Source organism: Vibrio mediterranei (assembly GCF_013364395.1).
Taxonomy (GTDB): domain Bacteria; phylum Pseudomonadota; class Gammaproteobacteria; order Enterobacterales; family Vibrionaceae; genus Vibrio; species Vibrio mediterranei.
The window spans coordinates 126,817-145,827 of the sequence record NZ_JABXGK010000002.1 but is presented as its reverse complement, the minus strand read 5'-3'; the positions used below and the strand labels follow the sequence as shown (position 1 = coordinate 145,827).

At 44.4% G+C, this 19,011-nt stretch carries 18 protein-coding genes; 11 read left to right on the top strand and 7 right to left on the bottom strand.

Annotated features, from left to right (window positions below):
• Positions 1-36: 36 nt before the first annotated feature.
• The 3 genes from HOP38_RS14045 to HOP38_RS14035 all read right to left on the bottom strand — a co-directional run bounded on the left by HOP38_RS14045 (position 37) and on the right by HOP38_RS14035 (position 5,197).
• Positions 37-885: a GGDEF domain-containing protein gene (locus HOP38_RS14045; protein WP_006072625.1), complete on the bottom strand. Its 849-nt coding sequence runs from the start codon at positions 883-885 to the stop codon at positions 37-39.
• 221 nt (positions 886-1,106) lie between these two features.
• Positions 1,107-2,876, bottom strand: coding sequence for a lysophospholipid acyltransferase family protein (locus tag HOP38_RS14040; protein ID WP_198558313.1), 1,770 nt, complete (start codon positions 2,874-2,876; stop codon positions 1,107-1,109).
• A 188-nt stretch (positions 2,877-3,064) separates the two neighbouring features.
• Positions 3,065-5,197 (bottom strand): TonB-dependent siderophore receptor, encoded by a 2,133-nt coding sequence (locus tag HOP38_RS14035; protein ID WP_198558312.1) that lies wholly within the window; start codon positions 5,195-5,197, stop codon positions 3,065-3,067.
• Positions 5,198-5,417: 220 nt separating this feature from the next.
• Here HOP38_RS14035 and HOP38_RS14030 point away from each other — a divergent pair, with 220 nt between their 5' ends.
• The 9 genes from HOP38_RS14030 (at position 5,418) to rpoS (ending at position 12,089) form a co-directional block, all read left to right on the top strand.
• Complete coding sequence (locus tag HOP38_RS14030; protein WP_198558311.1) at positions 5,418-6,071, top strand: PilZ domain-containing protein; 654 nt, start codon at positions 5,418-5,420, stop codon at positions 6,069-6,071.
• Between the two features lie 116 nt (positions 6,072-6,187).
• The gene (gene ftsB / locus HOP38_RS14025) at positions 6,188-6,469 is read left to right on the top strand and encodes a cell division protein FtsB (RefSeq protein ID WP_006072631.1); all 282 of its coding nucleotides are present in this window, start codon (positions 6,188-6,190) and stop codon (positions 6,467-6,469) included.
• Positions 6,466-7,176 (top strand): 2-C-methyl-D-erythritol 4-phosphate cytidylyltransferase, encoded by a 711-nt coding sequence (ispD, locus tag HOP38_RS14020; RefSeq protein ID WP_038224046.1) that lies wholly within the window; start codon positions 6,466-6,468, stop codon positions 7,174-7,176. The genes ftsB and ispD overlap by 4 nt, the downstream gene beginning before the upstream one ends.
• Positions 7,173-7,652: a 2-C-methyl-D-erythritol 2,4-cyclodiphosphate synthase gene (ispF, locus tag HOP38_RS14015; RefSeq protein ID WP_198558310.1), complete on the top strand. Its 480-nt coding sequence runs from the start codon at positions 7,173-7,175 to the stop codon at positions 7,650-7,652. Before ispD ends, ispF begins: the two co-directional genes overlap by 4 nt.
• A 12-nt stretch (positions 7,653-7,664) precedes the next feature.
• A complete protein-coding gene (truD, locus tag HOP38_RS14010) occupies positions 7,665-8,642 on the top strand; it encodes a tRNA pseudouridine(13) synthase TruD (protein WP_198558309.1) in 978 nt (325 codons plus the stop codon).
• A gap of 4 nt (positions 8,643-8,646) precedes the next feature.
• Positions 8,647-9,411: a 5'/3'-nucleotidase SurE gene (gene surE / locus HOP38_RS14005; protein WP_006072638.1), complete on the top strand. Its 765-nt coding sequence runs from the start codon at positions 8,647-8,649 to the stop codon at positions 9,409-9,411.
• A gap of 4 nt (positions 9,412-9,415) precedes the next feature.
• The gene (locus tag HOP38_RS14000; protein WP_198558308.1) at positions 9,416-10,039 is read left to right on the top strand and encodes a protein-L-isoaspartate(D-aspartate) O-methyltransferase; all 624 of its coding nucleotides are present in this window, start codon (positions 9,416-9,418) and stop codon (positions 10,037-10,039) included.
• Positions 10,040-10,996, top strand: coding sequence for a murein hydrolase activator NlpD (nlpD, locus tag HOP38_RS13995; protein WP_124940255.1), 957 nt, complete (start codon positions 10,040-10,042; stop codon positions 10,994-10,996). It abuts the gene before it with no gap.
• 115 nt (positions 10,997-11,111) lie between these two features.
• Positions 11,112-12,089, top strand: a complete 978-nt coding sequence (gene rpoS / locus HOP38_RS13990) for an RNA polymerase sigma factor RpoS (RefSeq protein ID WP_006072644.1) — start codon at positions 11,112-11,114, stop codon at positions 12,087-12,089.
• 74 nt (positions 12,090-12,163) lie between these two features.
• Here the strand turns inward: rpoS and HOP38_RS13985 are convergent, their stop codons facing one another.
• From HOP38_RS13985 to HOP38_RS13975, 3 genes are all read right to left on the bottom strand, one after another.
• Positions 12,164-12,775 carry a TIGR04211 family SH3 domain-containing protein gene (locus HOP38_RS13985; protein WP_006072646.1) on the bottom strand — a complete coding sequence of 204 codons (612 nt, stop codon included), beginning with the start codon at positions 12,773-12,775 and terminating at the stop codon, positions 12,164-12,166.
• Positions 12,776-12,996: 221 nt separating this feature from the next.
• Positions 12,997-14,259 carry an inorganic phosphate transporter gene (locus tag HOP38_RS13980; protein ID WP_038224033.1) on the bottom strand — a complete coding sequence of 421 codons (1,263 nt, stop codon included), beginning with the start codon at positions 14,257-14,259 and terminating at the stop codon, positions 12,997-12,999.
• 124 nt (positions 14,260-14,383) lie between these two features.
• Positions 14,384-15,064 carry a TIGR00153 family protein gene (locus HOP38_RS13975; RefSeq protein ID WP_198558307.1) on the bottom strand — a complete coding sequence of 227 codons (681 nt, stop codon included), beginning with the start codon at positions 15,062-15,064 and terminating at the stop codon, positions 14,384-14,386.
• A 205-nt stretch (positions 15,065-15,269) separates the two neighbouring features.
• On the opposite strand from HOP38_RS13975, the gene HOP38_RS13970 reads away from it, so the two are divergent.
• Positions 15,270-16,787, top strand: coding sequence for a CYTH and CHAD domain-containing protein (locus HOP38_RS13970; RefSeq protein ID WP_198558306.1), 1,518 nt, complete (start codon positions 15,270-15,272; stop codon positions 16,785-16,787).
• A gap of 46 nt (positions 16,788-16,833) precedes the next feature.
• On the opposite strand, the gene HOP38_RS13965 is transcribed toward HOP38_RS13970, so the two are convergent.
• Positions 16,834-17,601: a potassium channel family protein gene (locus HOP38_RS13965; RefSeq protein WP_006072654.1), complete on the bottom strand. Its 768-nt coding sequence runs from the start codon at positions 17,599-17,601 to the stop codon at positions 16,834-16,836.
• Positions 17,602-17,735: 134 nt separating this feature from the next.
• On the opposite strand from HOP38_RS13965, the gene HOP38_RS13960 reads away from it, so the two are divergent.
• Entirely contained in the window at positions 17,736-18,992 is a 1,257-nt protein-coding gene (locus HOP38_RS13960) for a methyl-accepting chemotaxis protein (protein ID WP_198558305.1), read from the top strand.
• The last annotated feature ends 19 nt before the right edge of the window (positions 18,993-19,011 follow it).

The window sequence follows — 19,011 nt, the reverse complement described above, 5'->3', positions numbered from 1 at the left end:
ATAAAAGTGAAAAGCTGAGCATTAGGCTCAGCTTTTTTATAATAGGACTTTAGGCTTTTTTGCGCGTTTATCGTGCTTACTTTGGTACATGGCAAGGTCGGCTTTCTTCAAAGTGATTCGTAAACTGGACTGGAATGCCGAATAGCCGATACTGTGGCAAAGCTCAGGGTAGGCTTGGAAGTCATCAATAAATAAGCGATGCAGTTTGCTTATAGATTGCTTTAATGTGTCTTCATTTTCATAGTGCGTTAAAACTACAAACTCATCCCCACCATATCGAACAATCACATCCTTATCAGAAAAGCTCTGTCGTAAGCAACGTGCGAACCTAAGTAGAACCAAATCGCCTTCACTATGACCCAAGTTATCGTTAATCTGTTTAAAGTTATCGAGGTCAATAACGACGCAGAATCCTTTTTTCCAGCGAATCGAACTGAGATAAGTCAGGTTTCGCAGTTTAGTTAATGGATCGGTATACGCTTTCTTTTCGAAGAACTTTGCTTCTTGATGCAGTTCAGAAACATCGAAGCTGGTGGTATAGATGAAAGACTCGCCTTCAATGTCTACTTTAAACTTCAGCACATTGTAGTAAAAAGTGGAATGTAAGCTTTGAAACTTAACGATTTTTGGAATGCATTGGCCGGACTCAATATAATCGATACTCGCGTCATGACATTCTTGAAGCATATTGGCTACATTTTCAGGAACTACTTGAGCTAGCGCGTTTGCCGTCATCCCTATTGGGTTGATGTCGGTATACTGGCGCAACCAGACATTAAATTTATCATTAATATAGACGTATTCGTGGGACGAATTTCTAATCGACAGAAACCCCGGAAAATGGCGAAATAGTTCATTCGCTTGGTGATATGTCAAATCTGTCACTGCTAAATCTCACTCAAGTAAGTCCGATCTTCCTACAGCTGAAAAGCGGTCGATGTCGTTATCGTTTTTTCAGCCGTTTCTAGCATGCTCCCAGCATAAGAACTGTGATGCACATCCTCTTGTTGATAGTTATTGGAAAAGAATGACTTAGTTCTCATGGATGAGACGGTTTGAGAGAGGATAAAGCAGCCGAAGCTGCTTTGAAGAAGGTAACGTAGACACTAAATGGACATAGCATTGTGCTTGTTTAGATACTGTTTAGCGTGTTCAGATCCCATATAGCGAGCTAAGGATTTATGAGGTACCGAGGTGAGATCGACAACGATCAAACCATCCAATGCGTCATTGAAGTTGGGGTCGACGTTAAAACAAACCAACTTGCCGTTTAAGTTTAGGTATTGTCTTAACAAGACAGGTACGCTTTTTCCAGTGTCCAGTCTTGAGATAACGCGCGACAACAGTTGAACGTCCGCTAGAGCACCCAGTGTTTGAGGGCACCACTGTCTATGGCGACTTTGTTTAGGGGGATTAGACGCGCTTACATATCGTGCACTGTCATTATCGTAGTGATGCAAGGTCATTGTGTCGGTGAGGAGCTGGCGAGCGATGTCGCTATAGTCATTGCTAATACTCACCGGACCAAATAGATGAGTGTAGTTTGGATTTCGACGTACAAATTCCGCAATACCTTTCCACAGCAGTAGTAGGGCGCTCATGCTCTTTTGGTATTCTTCTGCGACAACACTGCGTCCCATTTCAATGGATTTGCCCATTGTATTTAAGAAAGTGTGCTCGAAGTTAAACAGGGTGCGAGAGTATAAGGTGCGCATATCCCCTTGCTTAATGAGCTGATCAACGAGACCTAGACGATAAGCGCCGACCAACTTTTGTTTCTCCTTGTCCCAAACAAATAGGTGTTGATAGAGCTGATCAAACTGATCGATGTCTAAAGATTGCCCCGTTCCTTCTCCAACTTGTCGGAAGTTAATTTCCCTTATACGTCCGATTTCTCGCATCACCGCAGGAATGTGATCCATGGTGGTACAGTAAACCTCAAACTCACCGCTAGTAAGGAGTAAGTGCTCTTGAGGGAGGAGTTCGATGTCCTCAAGCAGTTCGCTGAGGTGAGTTTCTGAGGCTATAGCTTGCTCACGTTGATGAGAAGAAAGTGAGCTATGGTTTCTTTCAGGATGTCGCTGATTGAGCAAATAGGTATTAAGGCGCAGATAACTAACTAGCTGCTGACTGTCTAGCGAACTCACCTCTTTAAACTTGATTTTGTTGCCAATTGAAATTCGGATGGCGGTGTTCTTTTTATTGAGAAGCTCGCGACCTAGCATGGCCGTTCTCAGCATCGGGTGGACCTTTCCTGCCAAGTAGAAGTGTTTGGAGTTAACGCCGCCGATATGCACTGGCACAGTGGTTGCCTGATTTCTTTTGATAAGGGTACTAACGGATCGGCTCCATTGCTTGTCCTCCAGTTGAAGCGATTTTCTGTCAACCAGTTGGGATACTTCGCCTGCAGGAAATACAAGCAGAAGGCCACCAAGTTCTAAATGTTGGTTGGCTTGTCGCAATGCTCTGGAGTTTGATCGATGTGCATTGGTTCCGTTGAACACATCTACGCCGATGAACAAAGGCTCCAGCTCCGGAACCAGTTTAAGAAATTCATTGGCAAGAATTTTCACGTCCTTGCGAATCTGCAGTAGCACCTCAGCCAAGATGACGCCTTCAACACAACCTAGAGGATGATTAGCTACGATGATGGTTGCTCCAGTTTTAGGTATCGTCTCACTACTGCCTGCTTCGATGCGATAATCAATACCTAGGATATCCAATGTGAAACGCAAGAAAGTCTCGGTATCACAATCTGCAGGACGTTGAGCGTATAATCGGTCTAAAACTGACAGGCCAGTAGCCCACTCAGTAACGTTTTCTGCTAGGCCTAGTGGAGACCTGCGCGGCAGACGAAAAGGACTGGTAGTTTCCATGACAACCTCTGAACATAAGCCAAATTAATGTGGTTAAAATGCTATGACGTTGATATGTCAAAATGGCGAACAGCAGATGGAAGATGGATGACGTGTTGATGTCAAAATCGTGACATCGAATTAGAGGGATATGAGACAGTGAGAAGAAAAAGCCCAGCGATGAGGTCGCTGGGCTCGATTTAGTTAGTTTAGAATGTTGCGTTAACGGACAGTTTGAATCGGCGTTCATTTCCGAAATGAACATCGTTGATCACGCCTGTCGAGCTACCTGATTTAGTGGTATATTCGCCACCACCACCTGTGCCAGCAACATACTCTTTATCAAAGAGGTTTTCGATATTGAATCGGAAATCCCACACGACATAATCGCTCTTAATTTTGTGTGATGCGCCGGCATCAAAGCGCACGTAACCATCCAGTTTGACGGTGTTAGCATTATCAGCCCAGCGCTCACCTTGATAGAACATACCAAGGTTAAATGCCGTCGAGTCAGTCATCGCATAGCGAGTCCATGCAGAGCCACTCCACTCTGGAACGTTGGCTGGACGTTTATCTTGGTATTTATCATGTTTGTCGAAGTTTGCATCTAAGTACATACCGGTTGCCATCACAAACCATTTATCGGCGATTTGACCTTGTGCACCAGCTTCTACGCCTTGGTGGCGCTGAGTACCGTTTTGTGTCGTGATTCCATTCTCTTTGATACTGATGTTCTTTTTCTCAATATCGAATATAGCACCAGTAAGCAGTAAACGATTATCCATTAGCTCCCATTTTGTGCCCAACTCGTACTGACGGCTTTTCTCAGGTACACGCTCGGTAATAGAGTTGTCATCATTAACCACGTTAGATACTGGGTTGAAGCTCTCAGAGTAGTTAGCGTAAATGCTACCATTATAGCTTGGATGGAATATCAAGCCTGCTTTTGGAGAGAAGGATTGACTGTCATTTGCACCGCTTACAACTTCATCTTTTGAGTTGGTACCATCGGCAAAGTACATGTCATATCGACCACCTACAAGTGCTTGCCACTGGTCATTGAAAGTGATCAAATCTTGAGCATAAAAACCGTAGAAGTGGTTGTTACTCTCATAAGTAGACGTGGCATTGTTATAGTCTAGCCCTGGGTTTGCAGGGTTCTCACCAGGTTGCACACTAATTGAGCTGCCTTTCACTCGCTGCTGCGCATAGTCATAGAACTGGCCATTTGTACCGATCAAGACTTGGTGATCCACATTGAGAGCAGTGAAGTTACCGTGAAGATCTGCGTGGAAAGCTTGAGTTTTCCAATGATCATGACGATCAAATGGGCTCATGGTGTAACTGCCATCAACGAGCGTATTAGAGTCTGGTGTCGGCATCGAATCATAGCGATGACGCTTCATGTCCTGTAAGTTGTAGCTTAGTTTGGCTTCCCATTGTGTATTGATATACAGATTAAGATCAGCTCCAAAGTTTTCTACATCGTTGTTGATGAATGACCAGTGAGCGTCTCTGATGGTTTCTTTATCGCCAATTCGATTACCATTTAGGTCCAACCAAGAGCCTGAGTCGATCGGTGCATTATCTTGAGTCTTTTCGTAGTTGAAAGAGAGTAGACCCCAGTCGTAAAGATCAGCTTCAATGACGCCATAACCTAGAAAACGATCGCGTTCTCGGTTATCACCCGTTGCGTACTTTCTACTTTCAACACTGTCTTGTTTTACTAAGACAGTACGACCACGAAGTGTCCCTGATTCATTCAATTTGCCCGATGCATCAACGTGATAGCGCGTGCTCCCTAGATCGTCAAAATCTGCACCTACGTTGACTTTTGGAGTCGCAGTCGGCTTTTTTGACACCATATTAATCATGCCGCCTGGCGCTGAGTTACCGTATAAAAGGCTGGATGGACCCTTTATTACCTCAATGCGATCTAAGGTTTCAATTGGCAACATGTAGTGAGTGAATAGTGAGTGACCATTGCGCAAGTAGCCATTGGTTGATGACAGCTCAAATCCACGTAAGTAGAACGTTTCTCTATTCCATTTCTGTGAGCCTGCGCTGACACTAGCATCGTTTTGCAACGCTTCACCTAATGTGGTTGCCAGTTGTTCATCCAAGACAATCTCGGGAATCACGTTTACAGATTGCGGGGTTTCTAACATAGAGGCATCGGTGCGCATAGCACCTGAAGCACTGTCAACTTTATAGTCATCAAAGCTTTGCGCATGTACGACGAGTGTTTCATCCACACTCGATTTTTTTTGTTCGGCAAATGCTGGAGAGGTGTTAAGTGCGAGTACCACGGCACTGCAAAGTGTGGTCACTTGGAATTTCATTCTGGGCTTTCCTTGCTCGTAAAAATCGAGACAAATTGAATAGTTTATTATTGGTATATGACATCATATTAGTAGCGAGGTGAATGCTAATGCTATTTATTATCATTTGCAATATTGCTAAATGTAACAATCTGTATCTTTTGAAATTTAGGCTGATGGATTGCATCAAACAGGTAAATGAGGTGTAATTAATTTGTTGGTAAACAAAAGGATAGCGTCAGTGGAATGGGGACAAAAAAAACAATATGAATGTTATCGTTACCTTAAAACAGGTATGAAACTCAGTCTTTCTGTTACAGGTGAAGAGCCGCTCAAAGGGCTACCTGCGTCTTTAATCGGCTTTAAATTTGATGACTATTTGGTTGTGGATGCGCAAGAACTGGAGCAAGAGACGATTTGTGCCTTGAGAGAAAAAGAGGTGATTGTCAGGGGGTTGACGGATACGGGGTACGGACATGTAATGGCGTTTACTTGTCAGTGCATTGCCGATTCTAGTGTGCCTAGTAAACAGATTTATCTTTCACCTCCCAACAACTTCGTATCTAAGCCCATTAGAGAGCATTCGCGTTATAAGCTTGCAATTCCTTGCTCTCTTTCTGTTGGTAAAGCGCAAACCGAAGCAACAATGGTGGATTTCTCGTTGTCTGGTTGTGGTATTTTTATCGCTTCAGAACATGATTTTTGTAAAGGGCTAGAGGTAAAAATAGATTGTGAGCTGAATCGTTTTTTACCCGCAGGAATTACCTTCGAAATAGCTAGTATTAAAAAGCATGGAGTGGGTTCGTTAATCGGAATTCAATTCAACCAGCAGGTGTTAATGTCAAATAACCTAAAAATGACACTTGCCGAATGGTCTCTTCAAGCCAGTCATTAGGGCGAGTAGGCACTTACTTTTCACCTTAGTCGCGAACAAGGCTTTCTCTTCGCTTATTTCAAGGTGTAAACTGTGCTATATAAAGAGCAGATTTTTTCGATGGAACGTGCCAGTTTATGCGTATCTTTACCCTAGTGTTGTTAGTTGTTTTTTCTTGGTTGCAATATACTCTCTGGTTTGGAAAAAACGGTATCGTCGACTTCAATCAAGTTGAATCAGAAATCCAAGTGCAACAGCAAGTGAATCAAAACCTACAGACACGTAATAATGAGATGTTTGCGGAAATTGATGACCTTCGACAAGGGCTTGATGCCATTGAAGAAAGAGCACGACATGAACTAGGAATGATTCAAGACGGAGAGACGTTCTATCGCATCATAGGTGAGGACAACCAATGATACCTGAACACCATCCTATCATTGCTATTGTGCCAGCTGCTGGCGTGGGCAGTCGTATGCAAGCTGACGTCCCAAAGCAATACCTTAAGATTAATGACAAAACTATTTTAGAGCATACGGTTGATAAGTTGCTGTCACACCCAAGTGTCGAAAGCGTCATTGTCGCTGTTAGTGAAAATGACCCTTATTATTCTGGACTGTCATTTTTATCGGAAAAGCCAGTAGTGCGTGTTGCTGGTGGTAACGAGCGTGCCGACTCGGTACTCGCTGCCATCGACTACGTTAAACAGCGTATCCCTAATGCGTGGTGTTTGGTTCATGATGCCGCTCGCCCTTGTATCACCTTGGCAGACATCAGTAAGCTGATTTATGAAGTGTCCGTGCACCCGGTTGGCGGAATTTTAGCTTCGCCCGTGAAAGACACCATGAAGCGAGCCGATGACGTCAATGGTATTGACCATACTGTAGAGCGAGTGGGTCTGTGGCATGCGTTGACGCCACAAATGTTCAAAGTAGAGCTACTTCATAGTGCACTTACTAATGCACTGGAGGAAGGGGTTTCAATTACCGATGAAGCGTCTGCTGTTGAGTGGACCGGGCTTTCTCCATTACTAGTTGAAGGGCGTGGAGACAACATCAAAATTACTAGGCCAGAAGATTTAGCTCTGGCTGAATTTTATTTAATGAAAGAGGAAGTACAACAATGAGAATAGGCCATGGCTTTGATGTTCATAAGTTTGGTGGCGAAGGTCCTGTAATCATTGGCGGTGTGGCCATTCCTTACGAGCAAGGATTGATCGCACACTCTGATGGTGATGTTGCACTTCACGCTTTATGTGATGCCTTACTTGGGGCTATCGCCGCAGGAGATATTGGTCGTCACTTCCCAGATACTGATGCCGAGTGGGAAGGAGCGGATAGTCGCGCTCTACTTCGTGATGTGTACAGTAAAGTTAAAGCGAAAGGCTACGAACTGGTTAATGCGGATATCACCATCATGGCGCAAGCTCCTAAAATGGCTCCTCACATTGACATCATGTGCCAAGTCATTGCAGAAGACTTAGATACCGATATTGGTAACGTTAATGTGAAGGCAACGACAACTGAAAGATTAGGCTTTACAGGACGTAAAGAAGGAATTGCCACTGAAGCAGTGGTATTGATTAGCAAAATTACGTCTTAATAGGCAGCGATGATGACTGATGTTTTACAACACTTAGCCTACCTATACGGTAAGCCAACCACGACAGCCAAATTTAAAGCGACCAATGAAGATTTTGTGGTTCGCGAAGTACTTGGCTTCGAGTTCACAGGAGAAGGCGAGCATTTGATGCTACGCGTTCGCAAAAATGGTGAGAATACCAGCTTTGTTGCCAACGAACTGGCAAGGTTTTGCGGGGTCAAGTCCAAAGATATAGGTTGGGCAGGTCTTAAAGACAGACATGCTGTGACAGAGCAGTGGTTGAGTGTGCATCTGCCGAAAAAGAATGTCCCTGACTTTTCCGACTTTCATAAGCAATATCCTAGTATTGAGATAGTAGCAACTAACTGGCATAACAAGAAGTTAAGACCAGGTGATTTAGCGGGGAACGAGTTTGATATTCGTCTTACGGACGTTTCTGATATAACGGAATTGAGCGCGAGATTACAGCAAGTCGAAGCGAGTGGTGTTCCTAACTATTTTGGTCAGCAACGATTTGGTAGAGATGGCGGCAATGTCATCGAAGCAAGACGTTGGGGACGTGAAAATGTACGAACTCGTAACCAAAATAAGCGCAGCCTATATTTGTCGGCAGCTCGCTCTTGGATTTTTAATGAGATTGTCTCTAAGCGCATCGAAGCTCAGAGTTTCGAGAGTGCAATCGCGGGTGATATTCTGGACGATAATGGCGCGATTACCGCTGCACTGGCTGGTGATAACGCCCTGCCGACAGAGCAAGATGCTTTAACACTTGAGCAAAGCGCGGTAGATCAAGAGCCTGACCTCATGTTGTTGATTCGTGGTAATCGTATGCGACACGATCGCCGAGCTATCTTACTGAAGCCTGAATCATTAAAAAGTCAGCTAGAAGATGATGCCGTGACGCTTTCTTTCTTTTTAGACTCAGGTAGCTTTGCAACATCAATCTTACGAGAGCTGGCTCAAATAGAAGAAGTGGAACGACAATTCTAAACACATGGATATGAGTAAAAAACTTAGCATTTTAATCAGCAATGATGATGGGGTGCATGCCGAAGGCATTCGAGCACTAGCGAAAGAACTTAGTGATATTGCGCAAGTAACCATTGTTGCACCAGATCGCAACCGATCTGGTGCCTCCAACTCATTGACGCTAGAACAGCCTCTGCGCGTAAATCAAATTGAGCCGGGTGTTTACTCTGTGCAAGGCACACCGACGGATTGTGTGCATTTTGCACTCAATGAGCTAATGAAAGATGACCTGCCTGATCTCGTGCTATCTGGTATTAATCATGGTGCAAACCTTGGTGACGATGTTCTGTATTCCGGAACGGTTGCCGCAGCTATGGAAGGGCATTTTCTTGGAGTTCAATCCATTGCATTTAGCTTGGTAGGCAAACAGAACTTTACCGCTGCGGCGATTATCGCTCGACAGTTTGTGGAGCGACATCTTAAGCAAAGGGTCCCAACTAATCGCTTGTTGAATATCAATATTCCAGATTTTCCATTAGCGCAATTAGGTCAGGTTGAGGTTACTCGATTAGGCGCGCGCCATCATGCTGAGAGTATGATTAAACAGAAGGACCCACGTGGTCACGATATCTATTGGCTAGGTCCTCCGGGGAAAGAGCAAGATGCGGGTATAGGAACGGATTTCTATGCAATAGAGCATGGCCATATTTCCATTACTCCGCTTCAGGTGGATTTGACCGCGCATGAATCAATAGGTGCAATGGAACGTTGGATAGCAGGGAGAGATTAAGGTAATGAATCCGCAAGCGGAACGACTCGTTGAGTTTATCAAAGGGCATGGCATTACCAATGGTGCAGTATTAGAAGCGATTCAATCTGTACCCAGAGAACAGTTCGTGTCTCAAGCGATGATACATCAAGCGTATGATAACAATGCGTTGCCTATTGGCGCTGGTCAAACAATATCTCAACCTTATATTGTCGCCAAAATGACCGAGCTTTTAGAGCTATCAAGAGGAACTAAAGTACTCGAGATAGGAACGGGTTCTGGCTACCAAACTGCAGTTTTGGCTCAAATAGTTGAGCACGTCTTCTCGGTAGAAAGAATCAAATCTCTTCAATGGGATGCTAAACGTCGCCTAAAGAGACTCGATATTTACAATGTCTCGACTAAACATGGTGATGGTTGGCAAGGATGGAAAGCAAAAGGTCCTTTTGATGCGATTATTGTGACAGCTGCAGCGGCGACAGTCCCTGACGCTTTACTGTCTCAGCTCACAGAAGGTGGGCGACTTGTAATTCCTGTTGGTGATGATGAACAACAACTATTAAAAATCACTCGAAAAGGTGATAGTTTTAATACCGAAGTTATTGAATTAGTAAGGTTTGTTCCTTTGATTGCAGGTGAATTAGCGTAAATGCAAAGCCGTTTGAAGGCCGTGGGTTCCGTAATTATGTTGTCCAGTGCACTTGTTGGGTGTGCTGGGCGTTCGCCTGCACCTGTCTCAGATTTGGGAGGAAGGTACGATAATGTCTCTCGAGGGAGCTATCGCGGTAGTTATTACGAAGTGCAAAAGGGTGATACCCTCTATTTCATCGCCTACAAAACGGATAAAGACGTTAAGGAACTGATTCGACTAAATAATCTTCGTTCTCCTTACACCATTCATCCTGGTCAGCGCCTCAATTTGTGGCGACCTGTTTATACTCCTCCTGCGTACGCTGGCTCTGGTGCTGGGGAAGTGGCTGCGGCTTCTACTGCAACAGCTGCCGCGGGTTCTACCACCGCTAAAGCTAAGTCTTCTAACTCGCAATCCTCCAAAGCGAAGACGGGTAGTTCATCAACGCAAAATAGTCAAAAAACAGCCACTAAGAAGGTTGATCAATCAAAAACAAAGGAGTATGGTGACTCTAAAGGTAAACAAAATGTTAATAACACAAAACCCAATACGGCAAAACAGAGCACTGCTCAAACCAAGCCGAAGCCACCACCTAGCTCTAGCGGCAAAGTAACGAGCTGGCAATGGCCAACCAAGGGACGTGTAATAAAGAACTTTTCTGCAGGGGACCAAGGAAATAAAGGTATCGACATTGCAGGCCAGAGAGGCCAAGCGATTGTTGCCACTGCAAAAGGAACCGTGGTTTATTCGGGTAATGCACTCAGAGGTTATGGAAATTTGGTTATTGTTAAGCATAACGATAACTACCTCAGTGCCTACGCACATAACGATCGGTTGTTGGTATCAGAAGGACAAAGTGTAAAAGCCGGACAAAAAATCGCAACAATGGGAAGCTCCGGAACCAATAGTGTAAGGCTGCACTTTGAAATTCGTTACCAAGGTAAATCGGTAAATCCTAAGCGTTACTTACCGTAATTACCGTATACGTATTTACAATACGAAAGCTACTTGCAATTTGATTGACGTTATCAGAGAAGGTTAGCGACATAGTTTGTAGTCATGTTTTGCTAGCTCGCCAGGGGGAGGCGCTATGAGTATCAGCAATGCAGTAACCAAAAATGAAAACTTCGACGTTGAAACGGAATCAACGGAGATCGTCGAAAACGCACTTACCAACGATGAATCCATTTCTGAAGATAAAGATATGTATGACGCATCGGCGAAAAGCCTAGATGCGACTCAGCTTTACTTAGGCGAAATTGGTTTCTCTCCATTACTTACCGCGGAAGAAGAAGTCCTGTATGCGCGACGTGCCCTAAAGGGTGACGAAGCCGCTCGTAAACGTATGATCGAAAGTAACCTACGTTTGGTGGTGAAGATCTCTCGACGTTACAGTAATCGTGGGCTGGCGCTGCTTGATCTTATTGAGGAAGGAAACCTTGGTTTGATTCGAGCAGTCGAAAAGTTTGACCCAGAACGAGGCTTCCGTTTTTCTACTTACGCCACTTGGTGGATTCGACAAACGATTGAACGTGCGTTAATGAACCAGACTCGCACCATTCGTCTTCCGATTCATGTAGTGAAAGAACTCAATATCTATTTGCGTACTGCTCGTGAGTTATCACAGAAGCTAGACCATGAGCCTACAGCAGAAGAGATTGCACAGAAGCTTGATAAGCCAGTCAGTGATGTGTCTAAGATGCTACGTCTAAATGAACGTATTAGCTCAGTAGATACACCGATTGGCGGTGATGGTGAAAAAGCACTCCTAGATATTATTCCTGACTCAACGCATTCAGACCCTGAAGTATCGACTCAAGATGATGATATCAAGTCTTCGCTGATTCACTGGCTTGACGAGCTAAACCCTAAGCAGAAAGAAGTACTAGCACGACGTTTTGGTCTGCTCGGTTATGAGCCATCGACACTAGAAGAAGTAGGACGTGAGATTAATCTGACCCGTGAACGCGTGAGACAGATTCAAGTTGAAGGCTTACGTCGACTTCGCGATATCCTGATCAAACAAGGGTTGAATATGGAGTCACTGTTCAATTTCGATGACGATTAGACTTTTCGTCTCATGAACAAAAAAATACCGCCAAATGAGGCGGTATTTTTGTCTGTGCGTAATGCTGAACTGTCTTATGCCCAGCCGTTTGGACTCTTCTTACGACGAGGAATGATGTGTGGAAGAATCAATCCAAACAACAGACCTGCTCCAGCAACACCACCGCCATACATAAAGTAGCGCAGCAGTAGGTCTTCTTTCTGTGTATCCAGTTTTGCGCGCAGCTCACGGATTTCAGTTTGAGATGAGGTTAGCTGCGAGCTGATATCTGAGTAGTTTTGCTCCAGTTCAGCAATTTGCTTGTTACGTGCTTCTAGAGAACTCACTAGACCATCTTTTTCGCTGTTCGCTGTTTCACGAGCGTTAGCCAGTAGTGATTTCGCTTCAGTCAGTTCTTTCTCAAGACGCGGAAGACGCACTGCCATGCTCTCTTGAGTGGTCACATACTTAGTTTCAACCCAGCCTTTGCGGCCACGGCTATCTTGAACTTGAGAGTAACCATTCTCTCTGTTAGTGGAGAGTAGTCGAACTTTGTCACCAGCATTGATGCTGCCAATGATTCGATATTGGCTGCTAGGGCCAGAATGCATGTAAGTAAATAGCTTGTCAGCAATATAACGATCCTGCGCCAATGCAGCAGGGGCTGCCAGTAATGACACCATGATCATGCAGATCAGTTTTTTCACAGTAAGTCCCTTAAGTGTTTCAATGGGGAATGAACAAGAAAGTATCGTTCGCTTTGTTCGCGGAGACGTACTCTCAATTTGTAAATTTTTAAGAATGGGCAAATAGTATGAAGTTTCTTAACGGGGTGCAACAAAGAAGGGAGGCAAAGCCTCCCTTTATTTGAATTTGAGTCAAATATGACGTGAGCTTCACATCTCTCTGACTTTATTGCACATCGTGCTTATGCACCAAAGATGGCTTGCATAGCGTAGAAGAATACGACCGCTAGTAGTGCACCTGCTGGTAACGTCACAATCCAAGAAGCTACGATGTTACGAACAACACCTAAGTTTAGTGCAGCAATACCGCGAGCAAAACCAACACCTAAAACCGCACCTACAAGTGTTTGCGTGGTCGAAATAGGAAGACCTGTACCTGAGGCCAAAACAACCGTACAAGCTGTTGCTAGCTGTGCAGCAAAGCCACGGCTTGGTGTTAGTTCGGTAATACCCGTACCAACAGTCGCCATTACTTTGTGGCCCATTGTTGCAAGACCAACAACGATACCGATACCACCTAATGGAAGAATCCACCAAGCGATAGAGCTTTTCGCTGTAATTTCGCCCATGTGTTCAACGGTAGATACTACCGCAGACAGTGGACCAATTGCGTTAGCTACGTCGTTCGAACCGTGTGCGAATGCCATTGCACAAGCTGTGATAACCATTAGAACACTGAAGATACCTTCAACGCCGCTAAAACCATGATCTTCCTCACGGTCAGCAAACTTACGTTGGATATAGATGTAACCACCGATCATAACGAGTGCAGAAACACCTGCAGCCCAGAACCACGCTTCCATACCTTCTAGGTGCAGACCTACGTGCTTAAGACCTTTTTTAATCGTTACTAGGGCGATAACCATGGTAGTAATGAACATGTAAACTGGCACAAAGCGCTTTGCGTTAAACAGTGGTTTTTCAGTATCAAATATCAGTCGTTGTGCACTGATAAATATTACGTAAGCAAAAAAGCCAGAAATAACAGGGGTAATAACCCAGCTACCTACGATGCCTTTAACTGAGCCCCAGTCTACCGCTTCGGTACCGACTGACACACATGCGAAACCAATGATGGCACCGATGATTGAGTGTGTCGTTGATACTGGCCAGCCCATGTAAGAAGCTAGAAGTAGCCATGTACCTGCGGCAAGTAGAGAGGACATCATACCGTAGACAAGAATGTCAGGTTGATGGGCGAACAGTGACGTTTCAATAACACCTTTACGAATCGTGTCAGTCACTTCACCGCCGGCAAGGTATGCGCCAGCAAATTCAAAGATCATCGCGATGATGATCGCTTGCTTAACTGTTAGAGCTTTAGAGCCAACAGAAGTACCCATTGCATTGGCAACATCATTTGCACCAATACCGATTGCCATAAGGAAACCGAATACTGCTGCAACAATAATTAGGATAGTGCCGTAGTTTGCAAGAATATCCATTGTAATACCTAGTTTTGTTTCATAACAAGCGGAGCAATTCTTTAGGCGCAGGGCAAACTCTTAAGCATTGTCTGTGCTCAACGCCTAATTCATCCTTGCTCTTTGTTACTTAGTTAACGTTCGATTAAGACCTAGACAGCATCACTTCAAGACGAGCGCCTACACGCTGTGCTTGATCTGCAATACCGCCGACCCATTCAAAAATCTTGTAGAGGAACATGACATCAATTGGATTCATGTCGTGCTCAATCGTCATCAATTGCTGACGAAGTTGGATCTGCATTGCATCAGTGTCATCTTCGATGATATCTAGCTGATGAATCATTTCTGCTACAAGCGTAACTTCGCGGCCTTTAAAGCCAGTCTCTAACAGTTCATCAAGCTCGTTAATTACTTTTTGAGCTTGGTTAGCTGCATCAAGACAACGCTTTACATAAGCGATGAAGTTTTCTTGCAGTGGAGTTGGAATGACGAGTTGTCGACCGTATACACGACCGGCAATGTCTTTTGATAGGTTCGCTAACTTATCTTGCTGTGTAAGTAGCTCAAGCATGTCGCTACGATCCACAGGCATGAATAAACCGCGTGGTAGTTTTAAGCGTATTTCACGCTTAAGTACGTCCGCTTCTTTCTCTAGGTGAGAAATCTGCGCACGGATCTCTGCTGCTTTCTCCCAATCGCCTTGAGCACTAGTCTCAAAGAAGTTGATAAGATGAGAACAACATTCTGTTACGCACACTACGTGGCGCTGCAAAGGCTTAATAGGGGACTTTGCAAATAACCCCATAATTGTATTTACTGGCATGGTCATTCAACCTAATTAATATAACCTGAAATAAACATACACCAATTCATGGTGAAATGTTGAGCGATGGCTATAAAGGCGCGCATGGTAACCCATTAAAAGTCTGATTTAAACTGTTTTAGATCATCATTTGGGTGATATTTGTCACTTGCTGAACGCATCGATTGCTCATATCCTGTTGTGAGTGTCCCCGAAAGGTAAAACTATGGAAACCGAGATAGAACTGAAGTTTTTTGTTTCTCCTGAATTTTCAGAAACTTTACGTAACAAAATTTCTGAAACAAAAGTACTTCAGCACAGTTGTCGTGAGTTAGGAAACACTTACTTCGATACTCCTGATAACTGGTTACGCCAACATGATATTGGCTTAAGAATTCGCCGTTTTGATGATGTTTTTGTTCAAACTGTAAAAACATCTGGACGCGTGGTTGCAGGTTTGCACCAACGTCCAGAATTTAATGCAGAACACACTTCCAACTCTCCATTGCTCACACTTCACCCAGTAGATATCTATCCTCAAGGAAAAGATATCGATGTATTGCAAGCAGAACTGACACCTATTTTTGCGACAGACTTTACGCGTGAACAGTGGTTGATTGGTATGGCTGATGGTAGCCAAGTGGAAGTGGCCTTCGATCAAGGAGTGGTCTCTTCGGGTGATAAAACTTATCCCATTTGCGAAGTGGAGCTGGAGTTAAAATCAGGTCAAACCGATGCGCTATTCACATTGGCTCGCTCATTTAGTGAAGACGGTGGCATTCGCTTAGGTAACTTAAGTAAAGCGGCGAGAGGTTATCGCTTGGCAATGGATTACGAAGGTGATCCCGTCAAGACAATGGATTTAGTCGACACCGTAGAAAGCGATAGTGTAGAAACCTGCTTTATTCAGTCTCTCGAACATGCTCTAGCTCACTGGCATTATCATGAGCAAATTTACGTTGAGCATGAGTCCATAGAAGCGCTGCATGAAATTAGTCATGCACTAAGCTTTATTCGCCAGATTCTTACTGTTTACGGTGGCATTGTTCCTCGCCGTGCTAGTGCAATTGTACGACAGGAATTGAAGTGGTTAGAAGAGGAGCTAAGCTGGCTCAAGAGTTATGATCACTTCGAAACGTTACTTGAAGATAAAGGGCATGTTCTAAGAAAGCTGGATGCAAGAAAGTATTTGGTTGCTGAGCTGAAAGAGATGGAGCAAGAGCTACCTGATCGTGAAGACATGCTGAAATTGATTCACTCGGCACGCTATGCAGGTCTATTACTAGACCTAAGTCGCTGGATTTTATCGCGAGGCTGGCAGCCGTTTCTTGATGACAAAGCTCGCGATAAGATGGCGCAAAACATTAAGCCGTTTTCCATCAAACAGCTTGCACGCACTTGGGCTGAGTTGATTGAGGCTTTCCCACCAGAGAAACTGCTCACTCGACAGGATTACATCGGCCAACAATATCGTTTGATGAGGAATCTCTACACCGGTGTTGGTTTTGCTAGCCTTTATAATATGGATGAGCGCAATAGTTTCCGGCTTCCTTGGGCAGATTTACTTCAGGGAATTGACGACTTACTGATGTTGGAGCCTTTAGAGCGCTTAGTCACAAAATTAGAAGGCGAAGAGCAACAGCAACTAGAACGTTGGTTGAAACGCCAGGAGAGCTCCATACTACATGCGATGGAGCAAACTCGACAAATCAGTATTGAAGCCCAGCCTTACTGGCAGGACTAGTGGCTAATTAATTGCTGCAAAAAAGAGGCGTGGTGCCTCTTTTTTGTTATTTATTGGAATCCAGCGAGTCCATTTTTCTTTCGATTTTCTCTAGCTTGTGTAGGATGATTTCTTGTTGGTTTAACACCTTCTGTAGCATCACTTCTTTATGTTTGGAACGCCTTTCATCCATTGAACTTGGTGAGGAAAGCAGCGAGGTAATCAAACCTGATGTCATACCAAACAAACCAACACCACAGATGATAATCACTCCAGCTAGCGCTTTTCCCAAACCCGTAACAGGGTAATGATCTCCATAGCCCACTGTTGAAACGGTAACGAAAGCCCACCAAACTGCATCGCCGATATGCTGAATATTGGCTTCGGGATCATCTCCTTCCGCCCAGAGCATAAGCCCAGCGCCTGCGGTGATCAGTAAGATCAGTAGTAATAAAATAGAAGCAATGGTGGTTTCGTGCTTATTCCGCGCCAGTTGTCTTAGTAGGGCCTCACCAGAACGGATAACCAAAATAACTCTAAAGATATGAAACACTCTGGCAAAACGTAGCGGCTCAATCATAGGTACACTAGCGACAAAATCGATCCAGTGGGTTTTCATAAATTGCAGACGATCTGTGGAGCGGATCAGATCTATGAAAAGCTGCAGCAGAAATAAACTACAGATTATAAAGTCTAGGCCGATAAGGACGGTACGCTCATCGCTATTGATAGGCGCAAACAACAAGGCTGAGATCACAAATAGCGCCATAAACGACAGAAAAAGTGACAATAAACTCAGAGGCTTAGTTTCAGTTTTGGTATCATTTGCTTTCATACGAGGCTCGAAATAAATAACTTGGGCTCATGCGTGCCATTTCCTTTAGCGAAGGTAACGTACAAGTAAATGACGTTGGCATCAAAGTTAGGTAAAGACACCCTAACTATATAATAAATAATGGAGAACGGATAATGACCACACTGGCATTTAAACCTTGGGAGCGTGTAATAACGGACGTGCGCTTAGTTCCTAAGATGTTGATGTTGATGATATTTAGTACGGTTCTGTTGGTTAGCAAGCAATTATGGGATGCCAGTACATTTTATGATTCATTGCTTGCTGCGACGCAAAGTGCAGAGGTCGCGCAACAGCATTATGAAGCCTACTTGGTTCAAGTGGTTTGGCAAACAGCATTGATGATCGTGCTCTTTGTTGCGCTCTTATTATTCGCCGCTAAAACGATGTTAAAACAAACTACATATCTCAGCGATGCTATCAAACGCATGGCGGACAAAGACCTGACCGTGCCGGTCAACATGGATTGTAAAGATGAGTACGGTGACGTTGCTAGAGAGCTAGAACGCACTCGTGTTCAGCTGCAAGATATCATCAAGACTCAAGTGGTTACTTCTCAAGAACTCGCGACGCTCACTGAAGTGATGACGTTAAGCATGTCTGAAACCAAAGAGTCTTCTCAAGAAGAGTTTAACGAAATCGATCAGCTTGCCACGGCAATGAGTGAAATGACTTCAACGGTTCAGACCGTTGCAGATCACGCTCAGAATGCTTCTCAGCTAACAGAACAAGCTTCAGGGCAGGCATCGACAGGTCAACGTTTTGTTCAAGGCACTGTGACTAAAATGAGTGAGTTGTCGGATGATATCGCAGCTTCTGCGCAAGCGGTAAACCAAGTTGAAGAACGTGTTGAGTCCATCGGCAGTGTTGTGGGCACCATTCAAGGTATTTCAGAGCAGACTAACCTTCTAGCGCTTAATGCAGCTATTGAAGCTGCACGTGCAGGAGAGGCAGGCCGAGGCTTTGCTGTTGTTGCGGATGAAGTGCGCAATCTCGCTCAACGCACACAGCAGGCGACAGTAGAAATCCAAGAGATGATTTCTCAACTGCAATCAAGCGCCAATTCAGCGGTTGAATTGATGGAAAAGAGCGTGGTCGAAGCGGCCGACGGTGTAGAACTTGTCACCAATGCCGGTGTAGAACTTGATGGCATTGTGAATCAAGTCAATCAGATTAATGATATGAACTTCCAAATTGCCACTGCAGCGGGTCAGCAAAGCAGTGTTGCCGAAGAGATGAATCAAAACCTGACTAATGTAAGAGAGCTGGTCGAAGCGTCGGTTGTGGTTGTTACTGAGCTGTTGGAAACGTCGGAAATGATGCAGAATAACGCAACAGAACTCGATGGTAAGATTCAATCGTTTAGAGTTTAATTCGCAATAATAGAAAAGG